This is a genomic window from Paraburkholderia bannensis NBRC 103871, assembly GCF_000685015.1.
In the GTDB taxonomy this organism is placed as follows: domain Bacteria; phylum Pseudomonadota; class Gammaproteobacteria; order Burkholderiales; family Burkholderiaceae; genus Paraburkholderia; species Paraburkholderia bannensis.
Map to the genome: position 1 here is coordinate 197,594 of NZ_BAYA01000003.1, position 16,542 is coordinate 214,135.

At 64.1% G+C, this 16,542-nt stretch carries 17 protein-coding genes and 1 pseudogene; 16 read left to right on the plus strand and 2 right to left on the minus strand.

What is annotated here, in order from left to right; genetic code table 11:
- The first annotated feature begins 83 nt into the window (after positions 1–83).
- On the plus strand, positions 84–419 hold the full coding sequence (locus BBA01S_RS46670; protein ID WP_156965862.1) for a hypothetical protein: 336 nt from the start codon (positions 84–86) through the stop codon (positions 417–419).
- A 91-nt stretch (positions 420–510) separates the two neighbouring features.
- Positions 511–1,214 (plus strand): annotated as a pseudogene (locus tag BBA01S_RS48420) (helix-turn-helix transcriptional regulator).
- Here the strand turns inward: BBA01S_RS48420 and BBA01S_RS39975 are convergent.
- On the minus strand, positions 1,198–1,524 hold the full coding sequence (locus tag BBA01S_RS39975; RefSeq protein ID WP_042295924.1) for a helix-turn-helix domain-containing protein: 327 nt from the start codon (positions 1,522–1,524) through the stop codon (positions 1,198–1,200). The pseudogene BBA01S_RS48420 and the gene BBA01S_RS39975 sit on opposite strands and share 17 nt — an antisense overlap.
- A gap of 168 nt (positions 1,525–1,692) precedes the next feature.
- On the opposite strand from BBA01S_RS39975, the gene BBA01S_RS04180 reads away from it, so the two are divergent.
- Entirely contained in the window at positions 1,693–2,283 is a 591-nt protein-coding gene (locus tag BBA01S_RS04180) for an acyl-homoserine-lactone synthase (protein ID WP_027815332.1), read from the plus strand.
- Positions 2,284–2,454: 171 nt separating this feature from the next.
- On the opposite strand, the gene BBA01S_RS04185 is transcribed toward BBA01S_RS04180, so the two are convergent.
- Positions 2,455–3,990, minus strand: a complete 1,536-nt coding sequence (locus BBA01S_RS04185; protein ID WP_027815333.1) for an MFS transporter — start codon at positions 3,988–3,990, stop codon at positions 2,455–2,457.
- A 373-nt stretch (positions 3,991–4,363) separates the two neighbouring features.
- Here BBA01S_RS04185 and BBA01S_RS04190 point away from each other — a divergent pair, with 373 nt between their 5' ends.
- The 13 genes from BBA01S_RS04190 to BBA01S_RS04250 all read left to right on the plus strand — a co-directional run bounded on the left by BBA01S_RS04190 (position 4,364) and on the right by BBA01S_RS04250 (position 16,529).
- Entirely contained in the window at positions 4,364–4,834 is a 471-nt protein-coding gene (locus BBA01S_RS04190) for a universal stress protein (protein WP_027815334.1), read from the plus strand.
- Positions 4,835–5,010: 176 nt separating this feature from the next.
- Positions 5,011–5,766, plus strand: a complete 756-nt coding sequence (locus tag BBA01S_RS04195; protein ID WP_084161809.1) for a helix-turn-helix domain-containing protein — start codon at positions 5,011–5,013, stop codon at positions 5,764–5,766.
- A gap of 136 nt (positions 5,767–5,902) precedes the next feature.
- Positions 5,903–7,183 (plus strand): SUMF1/EgtB/PvdO family nonheme iron enzyme, encoded by a 1,281-nt coding sequence (locus BBA01S_RS04200; protein ID WP_027815336.1) that lies wholly within the window; start codon positions 5,903–5,905, stop codon positions 7,181–7,183.
- A 393-nt stretch (positions 7,184–7,576) separates the two neighbouring features.
- Positions 7,577–8,428, plus strand: coding sequence for a nickel/cobalt efflux transporter (locus tag BBA01S_RS04210; protein ID WP_027815337.1), 852 nt, complete (start codon positions 7,577–7,579; stop codon positions 8,426–8,428).
- Positions 8,429–8,556: 128 nt separating this feature from the next.
- On the plus strand, positions 8,557–8,829 hold the full coding sequence (locus BBA01S_RS04215; protein WP_027815338.1) for a metal/formaldehyde-sensitive transcriptional repressor: 273 nt from the start codon (positions 8,557–8,559) through the stop codon (positions 8,827–8,829).
- Between the two features lie 4 nt (positions 8,830–8,833).
- Positions 8,834–9,046, plus strand: coding sequence for a DUF1289 domain-containing protein (locus tag BBA01S_RS04220; RefSeq protein WP_027815339.1), 213 nt, complete (start codon positions 8,834–8,836; stop codon positions 9,044–9,046).
- Positions 9,047–9,191: 145 nt separating this feature from the next.
- Positions 9,192–9,467: a hypothetical protein gene (locus BBA01S_RS04225; protein WP_027815340.1), complete on the plus strand. Its 276-nt coding sequence runs from the start codon at positions 9,192–9,194 to the stop codon at positions 9,465–9,467.
- Entirely contained in the window at positions 9,461–9,601 is a 141-nt protein-coding gene (locus BBA01S_RS46675) for a hypothetical protein (protein ID WP_156965863.1), read from the plus strand. Before BBA01S_RS04225 ends, BBA01S_RS46675 begins: the two co-directional genes overlap by 7 nt.
- A complete protein-coding gene (locus tag BBA01S_RS04230; protein ID WP_027815341.1) occupies positions 9,598–9,972 on the plus strand; it encodes a hypothetical protein in 375 nt (124 codons plus the stop codon). Before BBA01S_RS46675 ends, BBA01S_RS04230 begins: the two co-directional genes overlap by 4 nt.
- A gap of 140 nt (positions 9,973–10,112) precedes the next feature.
- A complete protein-coding gene (locus BBA01S_RS04235; RefSeq protein ID WP_042295928.1) occupies positions 10,113–11,456 on the plus strand; it encodes a TolC family protein in 1,344 nt (447 codons plus the stop codon).
- Positions 11,457–11,464: 8 nt separating this feature from the next.
- Positions 11,465–12,961 (plus strand): efflux RND transporter periplasmic adaptor subunit, encoded by a 1,497-nt coding sequence (locus BBA01S_RS04240; RefSeq protein WP_027815343.1) that lies wholly within the window; start codon positions 11,465–11,467, stop codon positions 12,959–12,961.
- Positions 12,958–16,173 carry an efflux RND transporter permease subunit gene (locus BBA01S_RS04245; RefSeq protein WP_027815344.1) on the plus strand — a complete coding sequence of 1,072 codons (3,216 nt, stop codon included), beginning with the start codon at positions 12,958–12,960 and terminating at the stop codon, positions 16,171–16,173. Before BBA01S_RS04240 ends, BBA01S_RS04245 begins: the two co-directional genes overlap by 4 nt.
- Positions 16,170–16,529, plus strand: a complete 360-nt coding sequence (locus BBA01S_RS04250; RefSeq protein WP_027815345.1) for a copper-binding protein — start codon at positions 16,170–16,172, stop codon at positions 16,527–16,529. The genes BBA01S_RS04245 and BBA01S_RS04250 overlap by 4 nt, the downstream gene beginning before the upstream one ends.
- Positions 16,530–16,542 lie beyond the last annotated feature (13 nt).

Here is a 16,542-nt window from a genome sequence, read left to right on the forward strand (position 1 = left end):
CACCCGTATGACAGCCACATTTCGTCATACGGGTGTGTTGCGTTTACCGCGAAAAGATTTCGAATGTCGAAATTTTATGCGTATTGAATAACAAAATCGCCGCGTGCAAAAAAATGCACGCGGCGATTTTGACCACTTGTTCCGCTAAGCCGATTTGGGCCTTAACAATTATTGCCAATTACGATTTAGCGATTTGCGAAATCGGTAATGAAAGCGGCAATGCATTTCCGTCTTCGGCGGATGTAAGCGGTCGCAGAGCCCCCGAAATCGGCACTTTTGTTCACAAACGACCGATTTCGCGTCAGGGACTTCCCCAGAGGCCGGGCAAATCCCTGGCGCAAAACCCGTGGCTCTGGGGGATAAAAACGATCATTGCAGAATTTAGTGATAAATTGTTACATCATAAGAAGCGAGGCTAGCAAGGGCAGCAGCATTTCGCCCGTGCGACGCCTGCGGTCTGGCCCACCGCCGATGGAGAGTCTTGACGTGCCTCTACATTTCATTGAGCAGATGTCTTCCGTGCTCGAAGCACCCGAGGATTCGGCGTGGTTCGACGCGGTGTCTCAGCTCGCCAGTTCGTGGGGTTTCGGCCAGGTCATGCTGGCGATCCTGCCGCGCCCGGGCATGCGGCTAGAAGACGCGTTTATCCGCACGAATTACTCGTCCGCCTGGCGGCAGTCCTATAACGACCACAACATGGCGTATTTCGACCCGACCGTTGCGCATTGCACAACGCGGTCGTCCCCGCTGATCTGGTCGCCGGAATTGTTTGCTACCGAGCAGCAGCAAACGATGTATGAAGAAGCCCGTTCCCATGGCCTGCGGCAGGTATTACCCTGCCGATCCATGGCCCGCGCCAGGAGGCGGGCATGCTGTGCTTCGTGAATGATGCGAGTCCGTCGGACTCGTTCTGGCAGGACGTCAACCGGGCGCTGCCAAATCTGGTGCTGCTGCGCGATCTGGTGCTGGACACCAGCCAGCGCCATCTGAGCGATCACGCTCAGTCGATGATTCCCAAACTTACGCCGCGCGAGAAGGAATGCCTCAAGTGGACTGCCCTTGGCAAGTCCACCTGGGAGATTTCGCACATTCTCAACTGCTCCGAAGCAGTCGTGAACTTCCACATGAAGAACATTCGCGGGAAGTTCGGCGTGAATTCACGGCGCGCGGCGGCCGTGATTGCAACCCAGATGGGTCTTATTGACCCGGGCTAAGCATCATCATCGACGACGGCACGTCCGGGCGGCGTAGCACGCGCTCGGCACGGCCCAGATCGCCGTCGGAAATCGTCTTGTTGAAGTAAAGCCCCAGCAGAATCGAAACCGGCGGCGGAATTTCCGCGCCCGATTCAAAACGGCTACCGCGCGACTGCGTCACGCCAAACCGCGCCCAGAAACGGCGCTGGCTCTCCTTCTTCTTTTTCCGATACGCGATGATCAGGACACGGTCGATTACCGACGAGAGGTCCCCTGCATTGTGAAGGGAGTTCGTGCCCGCCTGCCATTGATTGTCCAGAAGTTCCATTTTGTATCTCGCTGTCAGATATGCCTGTTGAGTGACGCCGCACAGCCATTCTCCAGACATGCCCCTCCCTCCGCACCTACCTATCTGGATAGGTGTTTTTTTATATCCAATACGCATAGCTTTCGATCCATACCGCTGCCCCCTCCACACCAAAAAGGGAGAGTTGTCATGCAAGCTGCGATTCGGATCGGACTGCGTCAGGAATTCGACAACGAGGACATCAACGAGATGTACCGGCTGCGTGCGCGGGTCTTCCGCGACCGCATGGGCTGGGACATTCCCACCATTGCCGGCATGGAAATCGACGGGTACGACGCGCTCGGGCCCCATTACATGCTGATCCAGGATGGAGGCGGCAAGGTGCGGGGCTGCTGGCGTCTCATGCCCACCGAGGGCCCCAACATGCTGCGCGACACCTTTCCGCAGCTTCTACATGGCAAAGATGCGCCAACGGGGCGCAACATCTGGGAACTCAGCCGCTTTGCCATCGAATCCAGCAATGAACACGCTTTCGGTTTTGCGGACGTGACGATGCGCGCGATCCATTCGCTGGTCTGGTTTGCCGACCGCATGGGGATCTCGCGCTATGTCACGGTCACGACGACGCCGATCGAGCGCATGCTGCGCCGCACAGGGATCGAGGTTGGACGCCTTGGCGCGCCGGTTCGTATCGGCGTGGAAAACGCCGTCGCACTGGAAATTGCCGTGAGCACGCAAACGCGCAACGCGCTGTTCGGCCAGATGGCCGACGCTGCTTGACGCCGCGTGACGCCGCCGGATGCGGCGGCAGCGAGCTTGTCTTTCGTGTCGCGATCCGCGGCACCCGTCAGCTAGCTTACACTTTTGTCTGACGAATTGTGCCAAAGGTGGCCGAAACCACCGCAGCGGGCGGATCGCTTACACGGATGACAAGTGAAATAAAAACGACAGTTATTCGGATTCAGCCGGTGCAGGCGCGGCGGCGCGGCTGAACCGGATGTGCGAAATGCGCCGTACGCACAATGCCGCAACCAGTGCGGCAAACCCCGTCAAGCCGATGCCCAGGTGAATGGCGTCCACCAGCACGTGCCGCACCGCTTCGATCAGCGCCGCGCCGTCGAGCCCCGCTTGCTTCATATGGAGCGTCAGGCCGTCGCGCAGCGCAGGATCGATCAGGACGCGCGGATCCGACAGTTGCGGTTGCCAGCGCGCGGCGCCGGGCGCCCCCAGTACCGCAAGCGCATCGCCGATACCCGCCGCATAGCGATCATTCACGATCGTCGCCACGATGCTCGTGCCGAGCATGCCGCCCACCATGCGCGTCGATTGCAGCAGCGCCGTGGTAATGCCGAAGCGCTCGCGCCCGGCAATCTCCTGCCCGAAGATATTCAGGTTGTTGAGGATAAAACCCAACCCGACGCCCACCGCGGCCATCGAGAGTTCGAGCCATATATAAGCAGTCCCGCGCGTCGTGAACGCCAGCCCCACCGAAGCCGCCACCAGCAGCCCAAAGCCGACGCTCAGAATGGCCGTCGGCTTTTTCAGGTGGATCACGATCCGCGTGTTGACGAGACTGCCCAGAGCGATACACGCCGCGATCGGCGTCGCCAGCAGACCGGCCTCCTGCGGCGACAGCCCGAAGCCGCCTTGCAGCAACAGCGGCGCAAAGAAGATCAGCGAAAACATGACGAAGCCGGACAGCGTCGACAGGGTGAACAGCGTGACGAGTTGCGGATCGCGAAATAGATCAAGCGGAATGATCGGGTGCGTGGCGCGCCGCTCGCAGATCAGCAAGGCCGCTGCGCCAATGGCGACCAGCACGATCAGCACGAGATTGCCGGTCGTGAGCCCGTCCTTCGGCACCGCTTCGATGACGGTCTGAAAGCCGCCCAGCACGAGCGCGACGAGCACCGCGCCCGTCCAGTCGATGCGCACTTCGCCCGTGCGCGCGGGCCGATACGTGGGCAGATGCGCCCAGATGAAGTACAGCGCCAGCGCACCCACCGGCAGATTCACCATGAAGGTCGAGCGCCAGCCGAAATGCTCGGACAGCCAGCCGCCCAGCGAGGGCCCCGCCGCCGTGCCGATGCCGTACGCCGCCGCCATCACCACCTGCCAGCGCACGCGCGCACGCGGATCCGGGAAAAGATCGGGAATCGAGGCGAATGCGGTGCCCACCATCATCCCGCCGCCCACACCCTGCAACGCGCGCGCCGCCGCCAGGAAACGCATGTCGGTCGCGAGTCCGCACAGCACCGAAGCCACCGTGAACACGATCACGGCCGCCAGCACAAAACGCTTGCGCCCAAAATAGTCGCCCAGCCGGCCGAACACCGGCACCGTCACGACCGAGGCCAGCAAATAGGCGCTCGCGATCCATGCGTAATACTGGAAACCGTGCAGTTCGGCGACGATAGACGGCAAAGCGGTGCTGACGACGGTCTGGTCGAGGGCGACCAGCATGTTGACGAGGCCGATGCCAAGCATGGCCAGCAGCGCGTCGCGAAACGGCAAGGGGGAATGGGTAGAAGTCACGGGTAGGATTGCTGCGGCGCGGGTATGCGAAAGAGACGCAACGATAACGGCCAGACGTTGCTGACGCAACCGGACTAAATCGATCTGCCTCGTAGCGGGCGCCACGACCTTCAAGGCAATCTGACATTTTATTCCGTCAGAAAATGAACGTGGCCCTCCGACACAGCCCGCTTGATCTCCTTCAGCTGTCTTCCACATTTCATACAGCGGCACTGCATCTTTTCAGCCGATCCTTTAAGCTCAGCAGAGATCGATTCTGGCCGGGCAAGGCCGCCAGCGCACGCTCCAGCGGTGCGCATCCCCGTTCAACCCTAGCGGAGGTTCCATGTACAAACGTATTCTGGTCGCGGTCGACGGCAGTGAAACGTCGCGCCGCGCGTTCGAAGCCGCGCTTGACCTGGCGAAAGCGATGGGCTCGACGCTCCAGCCGTTCTACGTCGTCGAAAACACGCCGATGTATTTCGACGCGCCGGGCTACGATCCGTCGATCCTGCGCAACCAGATGATCGCCCAGGGCAACGAACTCGCCGAGGACATGGACAAGGCGATGCGCGAACGGGGCGTGCAAGGCGCCATGGTGACGGGCGAAGCTTCCTCGCTGGACGATGTCCCCTCGCTCGTGCTCAGCGCCGCAAAAGCGCAGGGCGCCGACCTGATCGTAATGGGCACGCATGGACGACGCGGTTTTCAGCGCCTGATCCTCGGCAGCGTGGCCGAGCGCTGCGTGCGCCAGTCGACGCTGCCCGTGCTGCTGATCCCGACCGCCGCCGGCATCGCCGCAACGGAAGCGGAATAAAAAGATAAGCCGCCGATTCGCGCCTTTCGTCACCCACTTGCGCCTGATCATTTTCCGCGAAAGCGGCTTCTGACAAGGCGCAAGCGGCGGCATCTCAAAAGCGCGGCGTTTTGCCGCCGTTTTTAAGATTTAAACCAGGTCAAGAATGCTCCGAAACCGATTACAGGAGCAAGCCGATGCTGACCCCGACCGTCGTTACTCACACCACCGTGCGCCGCTCCGGCCGCACCCCCACCGCCAGTCCGCGCACCACGGCGCGCTGTTCGAGTTGCGCAATGCGGCATCTGTGCATGCCGCAGGGCCTGGCGCCTGACGACCTGCCGAAACTCGAAGCGCTGATCTGCAATGCGCGCAGCGTGCGCCGCGGCGAGTCGCTCTATCGCGCGGGCGACGCGTTCGATACGCTCTACGCCGTGCGTTCCGGCTCGCTCAAGACGGTCATGGCCCATCGCGACGGCCGCGAGCAGGTCACGGGACTGCGCCTCGCGGGCGACCCGCTGGGCATCGATGGCATCAGCACCGATTTCCACACCTGGAGTTCCGTGGCGCTTGAGGACAGTTCCGTGTGCATCATCCCCTACTCGGCGCTCAAGCACATGTGCCGCGAAACCGGCGCGATGCAGGATCGCCTGCACCGGCTCATGAGCGACCAGTTGATCCGCGAATCGTCGCAGATGATGGTGCTCGGCTCGCTGTCCGCCGACGAGCGCGTCGCGGCCTTCCTGCTCGACGTGTCCGAACGCAACGGCCAGCGCGGCTACTCGTACGCAGAATTCAACCTGCGCATGACGCGCGAGGACATGGGCAGCTACCTCGGCATGACGCTCGAAACGGTCAGCCGTACCCTGTCAAGATTTCAAAAGCGTGGCCTGATCGACGCCCAGGGCAAGCTCATCCGGATCATCGATCTCGAAGGCCTGCGCCACCTCTAAGGCGCATCCCCGACCTTGTGCAGCGCGCCGCCTCTCCTGGCGGCGCGTTCGCTTTTGCAGATGAAGGCGCGTTGGCACAACTCCTGCGCAGCGGTTACATTCTCAAACACACCGCTCTGTATGGAGACTCGCCGCAATGCAGCTCCCGCTCACGCCAACGCTCGCCGCCCGGCTCGCTCAAGCCCGCGCCGCCAGCGACGCCCTCTTCGATATCGTCAGGCCCGAGTTCCTGTACGAACGCCCGATTCGCGAGCGCAACCGGATCGTGTTCTATATCGGCCATCTCGAAGCATTCGACCGTAACCTGCTCGACCAGCGCCTGTTCCAGATTCCGTCGGCCAATGCCAGGCTCGACCAGCTGTTCGCCTTCGGCATCGATCCCATCGATGGCCAGCTTCCCACCGACACGCCCGCCGACTGGCCGGGCATGACGGAAGTGCGCGATTACGCGCGCGACGCCCGCCTGCGCATCGACGAACAGCTCGCCGCGCTCGACTTGCCGCCTGACGCGCCGCAGCACGACACGCCGGCCCAGCTCCTCAATGTGGCGATCGAGCACCGCCTCATGCATGTGGAAACGCTCGCCTACATGCTCCACCAGTTGCCGTTCGCGCAAAAACTGGCGCCTGAGGGCAGCCGGGAACTTGCCGATCATCTCTACGCCGCGAAGCCTGCAATGGTGAGCGTGCCGGCCGGACGCACCGAACTGGGCATGACGCGCGAACGCGGAATCTTCGGTTGGGACAATGAGTTCGGCGAGCAGCAGGTCGAAGTGCCGGCGTTCGAGATCGACCGCTATATGGTTTCCAACGGCGCTTTCCTCGATTTTGTCGCCGATGGCGGCTATCGGCGCAAGGCATTGTGGGACGAGGCCAACTGGGCGTGGAAGGAAGCCGAAGGCATCGAGCACCCGGTCTTCTGGATACGCGACGAGGACGGATCATGGCGCCTGCGGACGATGTTCGAAGACATTCCGCTGCCGCTGTCGTGGCCCGTCTATGTAAGCCACGCCGAAGCGACCGCATTCGCCCGCTGGCGTGGCGCCCGCCTGCCCAGCGAAGCCGAGTGGCAGCGCGCGGCGCATGGCGCATTGCCTTGCGCAACGGATAACTTCGATTTCCGCAACTGGAACCCGGTGGCCGTGGACGCGTCGCCGGACAGCGCGAGCACCTGGGGCGTCGAAGGACTGTACGGAAATGGCTGGGAATGGACGTCGACGGTATTTGGGCCGCTGCCTGGCTTCGAGGCGTTTCCGTTTTACGAAGGATATTCGGCGAACTTCTTCGACGGGCAGCACTACGCGATGAAAGGCGGATCCTCGCGCACCGCGGCCTGCATGTTGCGGCCGACATTCCGAAACTGGTTTCAGCCGAGATATCAGTATGTCTACGCGGGATTTCGGTGCGTGAGTCTTTAGCGAATCAAGCCTACGTTGATGCGGCAAGCCGCCTTGCTCTTGCCTTGACCTTTCTCGCTTTCGAGTTTCGACCTCTCCCTCCAGAAGCACCATGATTGTCCGGCTGCGCCAGCTTCCATGCGGCGCAGCCCGGCGATCACTCGCGTCGCCAGACCTGACCGCGACCGCGACCGCGACCGCGACCGCGACCGCATCGATCTTCGCCCAATACTTTTCGGAATGCTAACAAGCTAGTCGGAGTCATGCGCCTGGCGATCCCGTCGTTTCCATCGCGACGAGAATTTAGTATACCCCCTCACCCTATTTCGTATAGTATACCCCCCTATCTCATACGCAGCATCGACGCGACGTACACAGTCCACGCGGACTCACGCAAGGAACAAGGAAAACAGCATGACGGACTTCTCCACCCTTCTTTCACAAGGCGCATCCAGTGCGTGGCTGTTCATCCCCAGCGCGATCCTGCTGGGCGCGCTGCATGGCCTGGAGCCGGGCCATTCGAAGACCATGATGGCCGCGTTCATCGTCGCGATTCGCGGCACCGTTGGGCAGGCCATTCTGCTGGGACTGTCGGCTACGCTTTCGCACACCGCCGTGGTGTGGGCAATCGCACTGGCCGGTATGTACTTCGGGCGGAACTGGAATGCCACGGCCAGCGAGCCCTATTTCCAGGTGGCATCGGCCGTGCTGATCGTCGGCGTCGCGGCGTGGATGATCTGGCGCACCTGGCGCGAGCATCGGCACGCTCATTCGCATCACCACGATCACGACCACGATCATCACGATCACGATCACGACCACGACCACGACCACGAGCATGGGCACACGCACGATCATTCGGGCCTCGATATCGCATCGACCGGATATCAGGATGCCCATGAGCGCGCTCACGCGAACGATATTCGCCGCCGCTTCGCCAATCGCGACGTCAGCACCGGCCAGATCGTCATGTTCGGCCTCACCGGTGGCCTCGTTCCCTGCCCGGCATCCATCACCGTGCTCTTGCTGTGCCTGCAACTCAAGCGGTTCGCGCTGGGCGCGTCGCTCGTGCTGTGCTTCAGCATCGGCCTTGCGCTCACGATGGTGGCCTCCGGCACCCTCGCCGCGCTGAGCGTGAAACATGTGTCGAAAAAATGGGGCGGCTTCGGCGATTTCGCGCGCAAGGCGCCGTACTTCTCCGGCGCGCTGATCATGCTTGTCGGCCTGTTCGTCGGCTATCAGGGCATCGCCGCGCTTGCGGCCTGAGCGGCGGACAGCGCGCCGGCGTGGCGGCATCGTCGATTGAGATGCGGATTCGAGCGGAATGCGGTTAACATCTTCGACTTTGCAATTGCGGGCCTCGGGCCCGGACATTCACTCCACCGGGATCAGGCATGAGTCACACGATTCGCGATAAACAGAAGTTGCTCAACCGCGTACGCCGGATCAAAGGCCAGGTCGAAGCCATCGAGCGCGCGCTCGAAGACGAACGTGGCTGCATGGACGTGCTGCAGCTCATCACGAGCAGCCGTGGCGCGATGAACGGTCTGCTCGCCGTGGTGCTCGAAGACCATATCCGCACGCACCTCGTCGATGCAGAGCCTGCCGACGAGCACGGCAGCGGCACCGAGCAGCTGATCGAAGTCGTGCACAGCTACTTCAAGTAAGGCCATGGCAGTCAAGTCTCCCTGCATCGAACTCTGTGCCTTCGACGGCAAGACCGGTTTTTGCACCGGCTGCCTGCGCACACGCGAGGAAGCGCGCGGCTGGAAAAAGATGACCGACCACCGCCGCCACCAGATCCTCAACGAGAAGGCCCGGCGCATGGCGAAAATCGGACGCGGCGCGCCGCTCGATTCGACGCCTCGCGAGGACGGAGTGTGAAGTCGCGTCTGCGTTGTTTCCGACTCGGGTCAGCAGACGGGCAAACCCGGCATGCAACTTTCGAGCGAGGCAACCTGCTTTTGGGTATCGTTCGTCGTTCAGCAAAATCCGGCTCCAACACACGCAATTCAGGGAGAACTACTCGATGAAGAAACAGGTATTGGCACGGTTGGCGCTCGCAACCGTCGCACTCGGACTGACTGGTGCAGCGCATGCGACCGATGTCAACGTGGGCATCAACGTGGGAGCGCCCGTTGTCGTCGCCCCCCAGCCTGCCGCCGTCGTTGTGACGCCGGGCTGGCATGGCGACCGCTATTGGGACGGCCACCGCTACTGGCAGCGCGACGAGTGGGAAAGGCACCACCATCACGATAAGGGTTGGCACTGCCCGCCCGGACACGCCAAGAAAGGCGAGTGCTGATCAAGAGCCTGCGCATGAACGAACCCGGCATCCTTGCCGGGTTTCGCATTTCTGGCCGCCCTGACGCGATCGTCGCCAGCCCCCACCTTGCAGCGCAAAACGCCTGGATCGTCGGCTATACTGGCTCCCGATGAAATGGTTCCGGACACTCCTCGTTCTGCTGCTGTGCGCGATGCTGCCCCTCTCCGGGCTGGCAGCCAGCGGTCTGGCCGGGCCGTGTCCGATGCAGACGTCAATGGTTTCGAGCACCGATACCGCAGACACCGGCATGCAGGCCATGCCCGGCTGCGACGCCATGAAATCCCCGGCCACCGGCCACGGCAAGTCCGCCGGCACGCTCTGCAAGATGACGGCCCAATGCCAGGCCGGCAGCCTCTACCACCCGGTTTCCCTCCCCGTTGTTTCGCGTCCCGCAGGACGCGTCAGCGAACTGCGCTTCCACTACACGCAGGCTTGCCCCGCCCGCAGCCCCGACGGCTTGTGGCGCCCGCCTCGCGCGCTCTGACTCCGCCCATCCGGTACGCCGCCAACTGGCGGTGATGTCGCCCCAACGCGGGGCGTGAGCCCTCCTGCCGATTCATAGGCCTTCACCGGCCGCATCAGCCATTTGACGGCAGGCACGGGCTCGACCCAACGGAGTTCAACATGCAACCAGTCAAAGCCGTGCCGGCATACCGGCGCGGCAGGCTGCGGCCGCGCGCGCTCGTGCTCGCGCTGTCGCTCGCGCACGGCCTGGCCGCTTATGCGCAGACCCCGGCCTCTACCGTGGCCTCTACCGTGGCCAATGCCGTGGCCTATCCCCCGGCCTTGACGCTCGAAGCCGCGCTGGAAAGCGCGACCACGCGCAACACCGCCATCCAGGCCGCCCAGGCTTCCGTCGAGGCCAGCACGCAATCCATCGTCAGCGCAGGCCAGCTACCCAATCCGAAGCTGACGGCGGGCATCGACACGCTGCCCATCAACGGCAATCAGGCCTTTACGATCGGGCAGAACATCCTGACGATGCGCCGCGTCGGCGTGGAGCAGGAATGGGTGTCCTCGCGCAAGCGCGCGCTTCAGTCCGACCTCGCCGGCAAGATGGCCGAGCGCGAGCAGTCCGGCTATCTCGCCCAGCTTGCCGAAGTGCGCGAGCGCACCGCCAGCGCATGGCTCGACGTCACTTATGCGAAGCGCGCCGTCACGCTGCGCGAGGCGCTGGTCGAGCACATGTCGCACGAACTGGCCGCGACCGAGGCCTCGTATCGCGGCGCGAAAGCGACGGCAACCGACGTCACCCAGGCCCGGCTGATGCGCGCGCAGGCCAACGACGACCTGCTCAAGGCCCGCCAGCGTTTCCAGACCTCGCTCATCGCGCTGTCGCGCTGGACTGCCGTCCCCGTGGCGGATGTCGCGGGCGACCCGCCCGCCCTGCAGTCGGCCGTCGCCACGTTGCCCGTCGAGCAGCTGCGCAGCGTCGAACCCGCGCTGATCGCAGCGGCCGCGGACATCCATGTCGCGGACGCAGATGAAGCCGTATCCGCCAGCCGCCGCAGCCCCAACTGGACGTGGAACGTCTCGTATCTGCAAGGCGGCGGCAACTCGCGCTTCGTGTCCGTGGGCGTGAGCATTCCACTGCCGATCCACCGTTCGAGCGTCGAGGATCGCGACATCGCAGGCAAAGCCGATCTGGCCACCAGGGCGCGCCTGACCTACGAGGACACGCAGCGCCAGGTCGAAGCCGATATCCAGACCCTGGCGACGACGCTGGCCAGCGGCCGCGAGCGCATTGCCGGTTTGCAGGGCGCCCTCCTGCCGGCCGCCGACGCCCGCGTGGATCTCGCCGTTGCCGCGTACCGCGCAGGAACGGGCTCGCTCGCCGAGACCTTCGCCGCCCGACGCGCGCAACTCGACGCGCAACTCCAGGTGCTCGATCTGCAACGCGAAGTTGCGCTCACCTGGGCGCAACTCGAATACCAGGTCGTGCCGCCCGCACTCGCCGCCAATCCGTGAGAACAACCATGAACCCGAAACCCCTCGTTCGCGCCGTGGCGGCGCTCGCCGCCGGTGCGACGCTGCTCGGCACAGGCTATGTGGCCGGCAGCCGCCATGCGTCGCCTGCAACATCGGCAAGCGCCGAACACAGCGATACAGGCGCCGCCCGCAAGGTGCTCTACTGGCACGACCCGATGGTGCCTAACCAGCATTTCGACAAACCCGGCAAGTCGCCTTTCATGGACATGCAGCTCCAGCCGGTCTACGCCGACGCGGCCGGCCCGGATGGCATCAAGATCGACCCGACGCTGCAACAGAACCTCGGCGTGCGCTACGCGACGGTGCAACGCGTGAACGCCCCTGACGGCTTCGATGCGATCGGCACGACGCAATTCGACGAATCGAGCGCCGATGTCGTGCAGTCGCGCGTGACCGGTTACATCGACCGGCTCGAAGCAAACGCGCCCTTGCAGCACATCGCGAAAGGCGCGCCGGTCGCATCGCTCTATGTGCCTGACTGGCTCGCGCCGCAGGAGGAGTACCTCGCGCTGCGGCGCTCCGGCATGGACGCGTCGCTGCTCGCGGCGGCGCGTGCGCGCATGAAAGCGCTTTCGATTCCCGATGCGCTGGTCGCCGCGCTCGATCGCACCGGCCAGGTGCAGACGCACCTCACGCTCACCGCAGCCGAAACCGGCGTGCTGAGCGAATTGAACGTGCGCGAAGGCGCGATGGTCACGCCCGGCCAGACCATCGCGAAGATCACGGGCCTCACGACACTCTGGCTGATCGTCGAAATTCCCGAGTCGCTGGCCTTGCAGGCGCGGCCCGGCATGAGCGTCGATGCGACCGCCGCCGCGGACGGCACCCAGCATTTCAGCGGCCGCATCCGGGAAATCCTGCCGGGCATCAGCGCGGACAGCCGCACGCTCCAGGCGCGCCTGGAGATCGACAACGCCCAGGGCAAGCTCACGCCCGGCATGCTGATGCGCGTGCGCGTGAGTTCCGCGTCGCCGTCGACGCAACTCGTAGTTCCGTCGGAAGCGGTCATCACGACAGGCAAGCGCTCGCTCGTCATCGTGCGCGGCGACGACGGACAGATGCGCCCCGTTGAGGTCGCGATCGGACGCGATGCGGGCAGCAATACGGTGATCGTCTCCGGACTGACCGAGGGCCAGCAGGTCGTCGCATCGGGCCAGTTCCTGATCGATTCAGAGGCGAGCCTGAAATCGGTGCTGCCGCGTCTCGGGGCCAGCAGAGCAGAAGCCGCCTCAAGCGCCGCATCGAGCACCGCACCAGGTTACGAAACGACCGGAAAAATCGAGCAAATCACGCCGGAGACCATCACGCTCTCGCACCAGCCGGTGCCTGCGCTGCACTGGAGCGCGATGACCATGGCGTTCGGCAAGCCCTCCGCGGACGCCTTCGCCGATATCCATACGGGCGAAACCGTGCGCTTCGCGTTCCGGCAAACCGACAGCGGCTACCAGCTCACAAAGGTCGAGCCGCTGGGAGACCAGCCATGATCGCGCGCCTGATTCGCTGGTCGATCCGCAACCGCCTTCTTGTCCTGCTCGCCACGGTGCTGCTCACGGCATGGGGCGTGTATTCGGTGCAGCACACGCCGCTGGACGCGTTGCCAGATCTTTCGGATACCCAGGTAATCGTCAAGGCCTCGTACCCAGGCAAGGCGCCCCAGGTGGTCGAAGACCAGGTCACCTATCCGCTCACGACGACACTGCTCGGCGTGCCTGGCGCCACCACGATCCGCGCGTATTCGTCGTTCGGCGACGCCTTCGTCTACGTGCTGTTCGACGACAAGACGGATCCGTACTGGGCGCGCTCGCGCGTGCTCGAGTACCTGAACCAGGTGCAAAGCCGCTTGCCGCCGGGCGCGACAGTCTCGCTCGGCCCCGACGCGACCGGCGTGGGCTGGATCTACGAATATGCACTCGTCGACAAGACCGGCCAGCACGATCTCGGACAGTTGCGTGCGCTCAACGACTGGTTCCTGAAGTTCGAGCTGAAAGCCGTCCCCAACGTGTCCGAAGTCGCGAGTATCGGCGGCATGGTGCAGCAATACCAGGTCGTGCTCGATCCAGACCGGCTGCGCGCCTACGGCATCACGCCGCAGGCCGTCTCGCAGGCCATCAGGAATGCGAACCAGGAATCGGGCGGCTCGGTCGTCGAGCTGGCCGAATCGGAATACATGGTGCGCTCGTCCGGCTACCTGAAAACGCTCGACGATTTCCGACACATCGTGCTGCGCACGAACGCGGCGGGAACCCCCGTCCTGCTCGGCGACGTCGCGCGCATCCAGATCGGCCCGCAGATGCGCCGCGGCATTGCCGAGCTGAACGGCCAGGGCGAAGTCGCGGGCGGCGTCATCGTGATGCGCTCCGGCAAGAATGCGCTGACGACGATCGACGCGGTCAAGGCGAGACTCGCCGACCTGAAGCGCTCGCTGCCGCCCGGCGTCGAGGTCGTCACGACCTACGACCGCTCGCAACTGATCGAACGCGCGGTCGGCAACCTGACCGACAAGCTCGTCGAAGAGTTCATCGTGGTCGGCCTGGTCTGCGCCGTGTTCCTGTTCCATCTGCGCAGCGCGTTCGTCGCGATCCTGTCGCTGCCGCTCGGCGTGCTCGCCGCATTCATCGTGATGCGCTACCAGGGCGTGAACGCGAACCTGATGTCGCTCGGCGGCATCGCCATCGCCATTGGCGCCATGATCGACGCGGCCATCGTGATGATCGAGAACGCCCACAAGCACATCGAGGCGTTCGAGCACGAGCATCCCGATACGCCGATCACGGCGGCGCAGCGCTGGGAACTGATCGCCCAGGCCGCCGCGGAGGTCGGCCCGGCGCTGTTCTTCTCGCTGCTGATCATCACGCTCTCCTTCATTCCTGTGTTCTCGCTCGAAGGGCAGGAAGGCAAGCTGTTCTCGCCGCTCGCGTTCACGAAGACCTACACGATTGCCGCTGCTGCCGGGCTGTCGGTGACGCTGGTGCCCGTCCTGATGGGCTATCTGATCCGTGGGCGCATTCCGCGCGAGGCGTCCAATCCGATCAGCCGGGTGCTGGTACGCGCCTATCGTCCGCTGCTTGAAGCGACGCTGCGTCGACCCTGGTTCGTGATCGGCCTCGCCGCCTGCGCCCTGGCGCTCACGGCGATACCCGTGTCGCGGCTCGGCGAGGAATTCATGCCGCTGATCGACGAAGGCGACCTGCTGTATATGCCGACCGCCCTGCCCGGGATTTCGGCGGACAAGGCGGCCGAGCTGTTGCAGCAGACCGACCGGCTCATCAAGACCGTCCCGGAGGTGGCGACGGTCTTCGGCAAGTCGGGCCGCGCGGATAGCGCTACCGATCCCGCGCCGCTCGAAATGTTCGAGACCACGATCCAGTTCAAGCCGCGCAGCCAGTGGCGGCCCGGCATGACGCCGCAGAAGCTGGTCGACGAACTCGATGCGCGCGTGAAGGTTCCCGGCCTCTCGAACGTCTGGGTGCCGCCGATCCGCAACCGGCTCGACATGCTCTCGACGGGCATCAAGACGCCGGTGGGCGTGAAGATTTCCGGCCCGGAACTGGGCGGCATCGATCGCATCGCGACGCAGGTGGAAGCCGCGGTCGAGACCGTGCCGGGCGTCACCTCGGCGCTGGCCGAGCGGCTGAACGGCGGCCACTACATCGACGTGGACATCGACCGGCTCGCGGCGGCGCGCTATGGCCTGTCGGTGGCCGATATCCAGTCGGTCGTAGCGTCGGCGGTGGGTGGCGACGATGTCGGCGAAGTCATCGCGGGGCGCGAGCGCTTCCCGATCAACGTGCGCTACCCGCGCGAGATCCGCGATTCGGTGGACAACCTCCGCCAGTTGCCGATCGTGACCGAGCGCGGCGCGCAGATCGTGCTGGGCGACGTCGCCCGCATCCAGATCGACGACGGGCCGCCGATGATCCGCAGCGAGAATGCGCGCCTGTCCGGCTACGTCTATGTCGATATCCGCAACGTCGACCTGCAATCGGCGGTCAAGGCGATGCAGCGCGCGGTCGCGCAGAAGGTGACGTTGCCGCCCGGTTATTCGATCGCCTGGTCGGGGCAGTTCGAGTACCTCGAACGCGCTGCCGCGAAGCTGCGCATGGTGGTGCCGGTCACGCTCGCGGTGATCTTCCTGCTGCTCTTCCTGACCTTCAATTCGGCGGCCGACGCGGCCCTGCTGATGTCGACGGTGCCGTTCGCGCTGGTCGGCGGCTTCTGGCTGATCTGGGCGCTCGGCCATGCGGTCTCGGTGGCCACTTCGGTGGGCTTTATCGCGCTTGCGGGCGTGGCCGCCGAGTTCGGCGTGGTCATGCTGCTCTACCTCAAGAGCGCGCTCGATCGCCGTCTGGCCGAAGGCGCGCCACTTGACGAAGCCACGCTCGTGGACGCGATCCGCGAAGGCGCCGTGCTGCGCGTGCGGCCCAAGGCGATGACGGTCGCGGTCGTGCTGGCCGGGCTCCTTCCGATCATGACCGGCCACGGCTCCGGATCGGAAGTCATGCAGCGCATCGCAGCGCCCATGGTCGGCGGCATGGTCACGGCACCGCTGCTGTCCATGTTCGTCATTCCCGCCGCCTGGTACCTGCTGCAACGCCGGCGCGCGCGCAGGCTCGCCCAGGCGCACCCAACCCTTTCATCCCACGCAGTACCTTCCGGCACGCAAGTGCCTTCCCTCACCCCAGGAGAAACTCAATGAAGCGCTTCCTCATCCCCGTTCTGCTTGCTTGCGCAACCGGCGCCTACGCTTCGTATGCGCTCGCAGGCGACGACATGGGTGCCATGAACATGCAGATGAAACCATCGTCATCGAAGCCGGCATCGGACACGGCCTTGAGCAACGCGGAAGTCGTCAAGGTCGATGCAGCATCGGGCATGGTGACGCTCAAGCATGGCGAACTCGCCAACATCGGCATGCCCGCGATGACGATGGCCTATAAGGCAAAGGACGCCGCGATCGTACTGGGCGCGCATCCGGGCGAGAAGGTCAAGGTGCGCGTGGAAAACGTGAATGGCGCACCGACCATCGTGAAGCTGGTGAAAGCCTCGTCCTGACGCTCTGAGCGCC

Excerpts from the sequence above, each read along its gene's own strand:
- BBA01S_RS04195 (WP_084161809.1), top strand. The coding sequence starts at position 5,011 with ATGCTGACCCCGACCGTCGTTACTCACACCACCGTGCGCCGCTCCGGC.
- BBA01S_RS04240 (WP_027815343.1), top strand. The coding sequence starts at position 11,465 with ATGAACCCGAAACCCCTCGTTCGCGCCGTGGCGGCGCTCGCCGCCGGT.
- BBA01S_RS04210 (WP_027815337.1), top strand. The coding sequence starts at position 7,577 with ATGACGGACTTCTCCACCCTTCTTTCACAAGGCGCATCCAGTGCGTGG.
- BBA01S_RS04245 (WP_027815344.1), top strand. The coding sequence starts at position 12,958 with ATGATCGCGCGCCTGATTCGCTGGTCGATCCGCAACCGCCTTCTTGTC.
- BBA01S_RS04235 (WP_042295928.1), top strand. The coding sequence starts at position 10,113 with ATGCAACCAGTCAAAGCCGTGCCGGCATACCGGCGCGGCAGGCTGCGG.
- BBA01S_RS04220 (WP_027815339.1), top strand. The coding sequence starts at position 8,834 with ATGGCAGTCAAGTCTCCCTGCATCGAACTCTGTGCCTTCGACGGCAAG.
- BBA01S_RS04200 (WP_027815336.1), top strand. The coding sequence starts at position 5,903 with ATGCAGCTCCCGCTCACGCCAACGCTCGCCGCCCGGCTCGCTCAAGCC.
- BBA01S_RS04190 (WP_027815334.1), top strand. The coding sequence starts at position 4,364 with ATGTACAAACGTATTCTGGTCGCGGTCGACGGCAGTGAAACGTCGCGC.
- BBA01S_RS39975 (WP_042295924.1), bottom strand. The coding sequence starts at position 1,524 with ATGGAACTTCTGGACAATCAATGGCAGGCGGGCACGAACTCCCTTCAC.
- BBA01S_RS04215 (WP_027815338.1), top strand. The coding sequence starts at position 8,557 with ATGAGTCACACGATTCGCGATAAACAGAAGTTGCTCAACCGCGTACGC.
- BBA01S_RS04250 (WP_027815345.1), top strand. The coding sequence starts at position 16,170 with ATGAAGCGCTTCCTCATCCCCGTTCTGCTTGCTTGCGCAACCGGCGCC.
- BBA01S_RS04225 (WP_027815340.1), top strand. The coding sequence starts at position 9,192 with ATGAAGAAACAGGTATTGGCACGGTTGGCGCTCGCAACCGTCGCACTC.
- BBA01S_RS04180 (WP_027815332.1), top strand. The coding sequence starts at position 1,693 with ATGCAAGCTGCGATTCGGATCGGACTGCGTCAGGAATTCGACAACGAG.
- BBA01S_RS04230 (WP_027815341.1), top strand. The coding sequence starts at position 9,598 with ATGAAATGGTTCCGGACACTCCTCGTTCTGCTGCTGTGCGCGATGCTG.
- BBA01S_RS04185 (WP_027815333.1), bottom strand. The coding sequence starts at position 3,990 with ATGCTTGGCATCGGCCTCGTCAACATGCTGGTCGCCCTCGACCAGACC.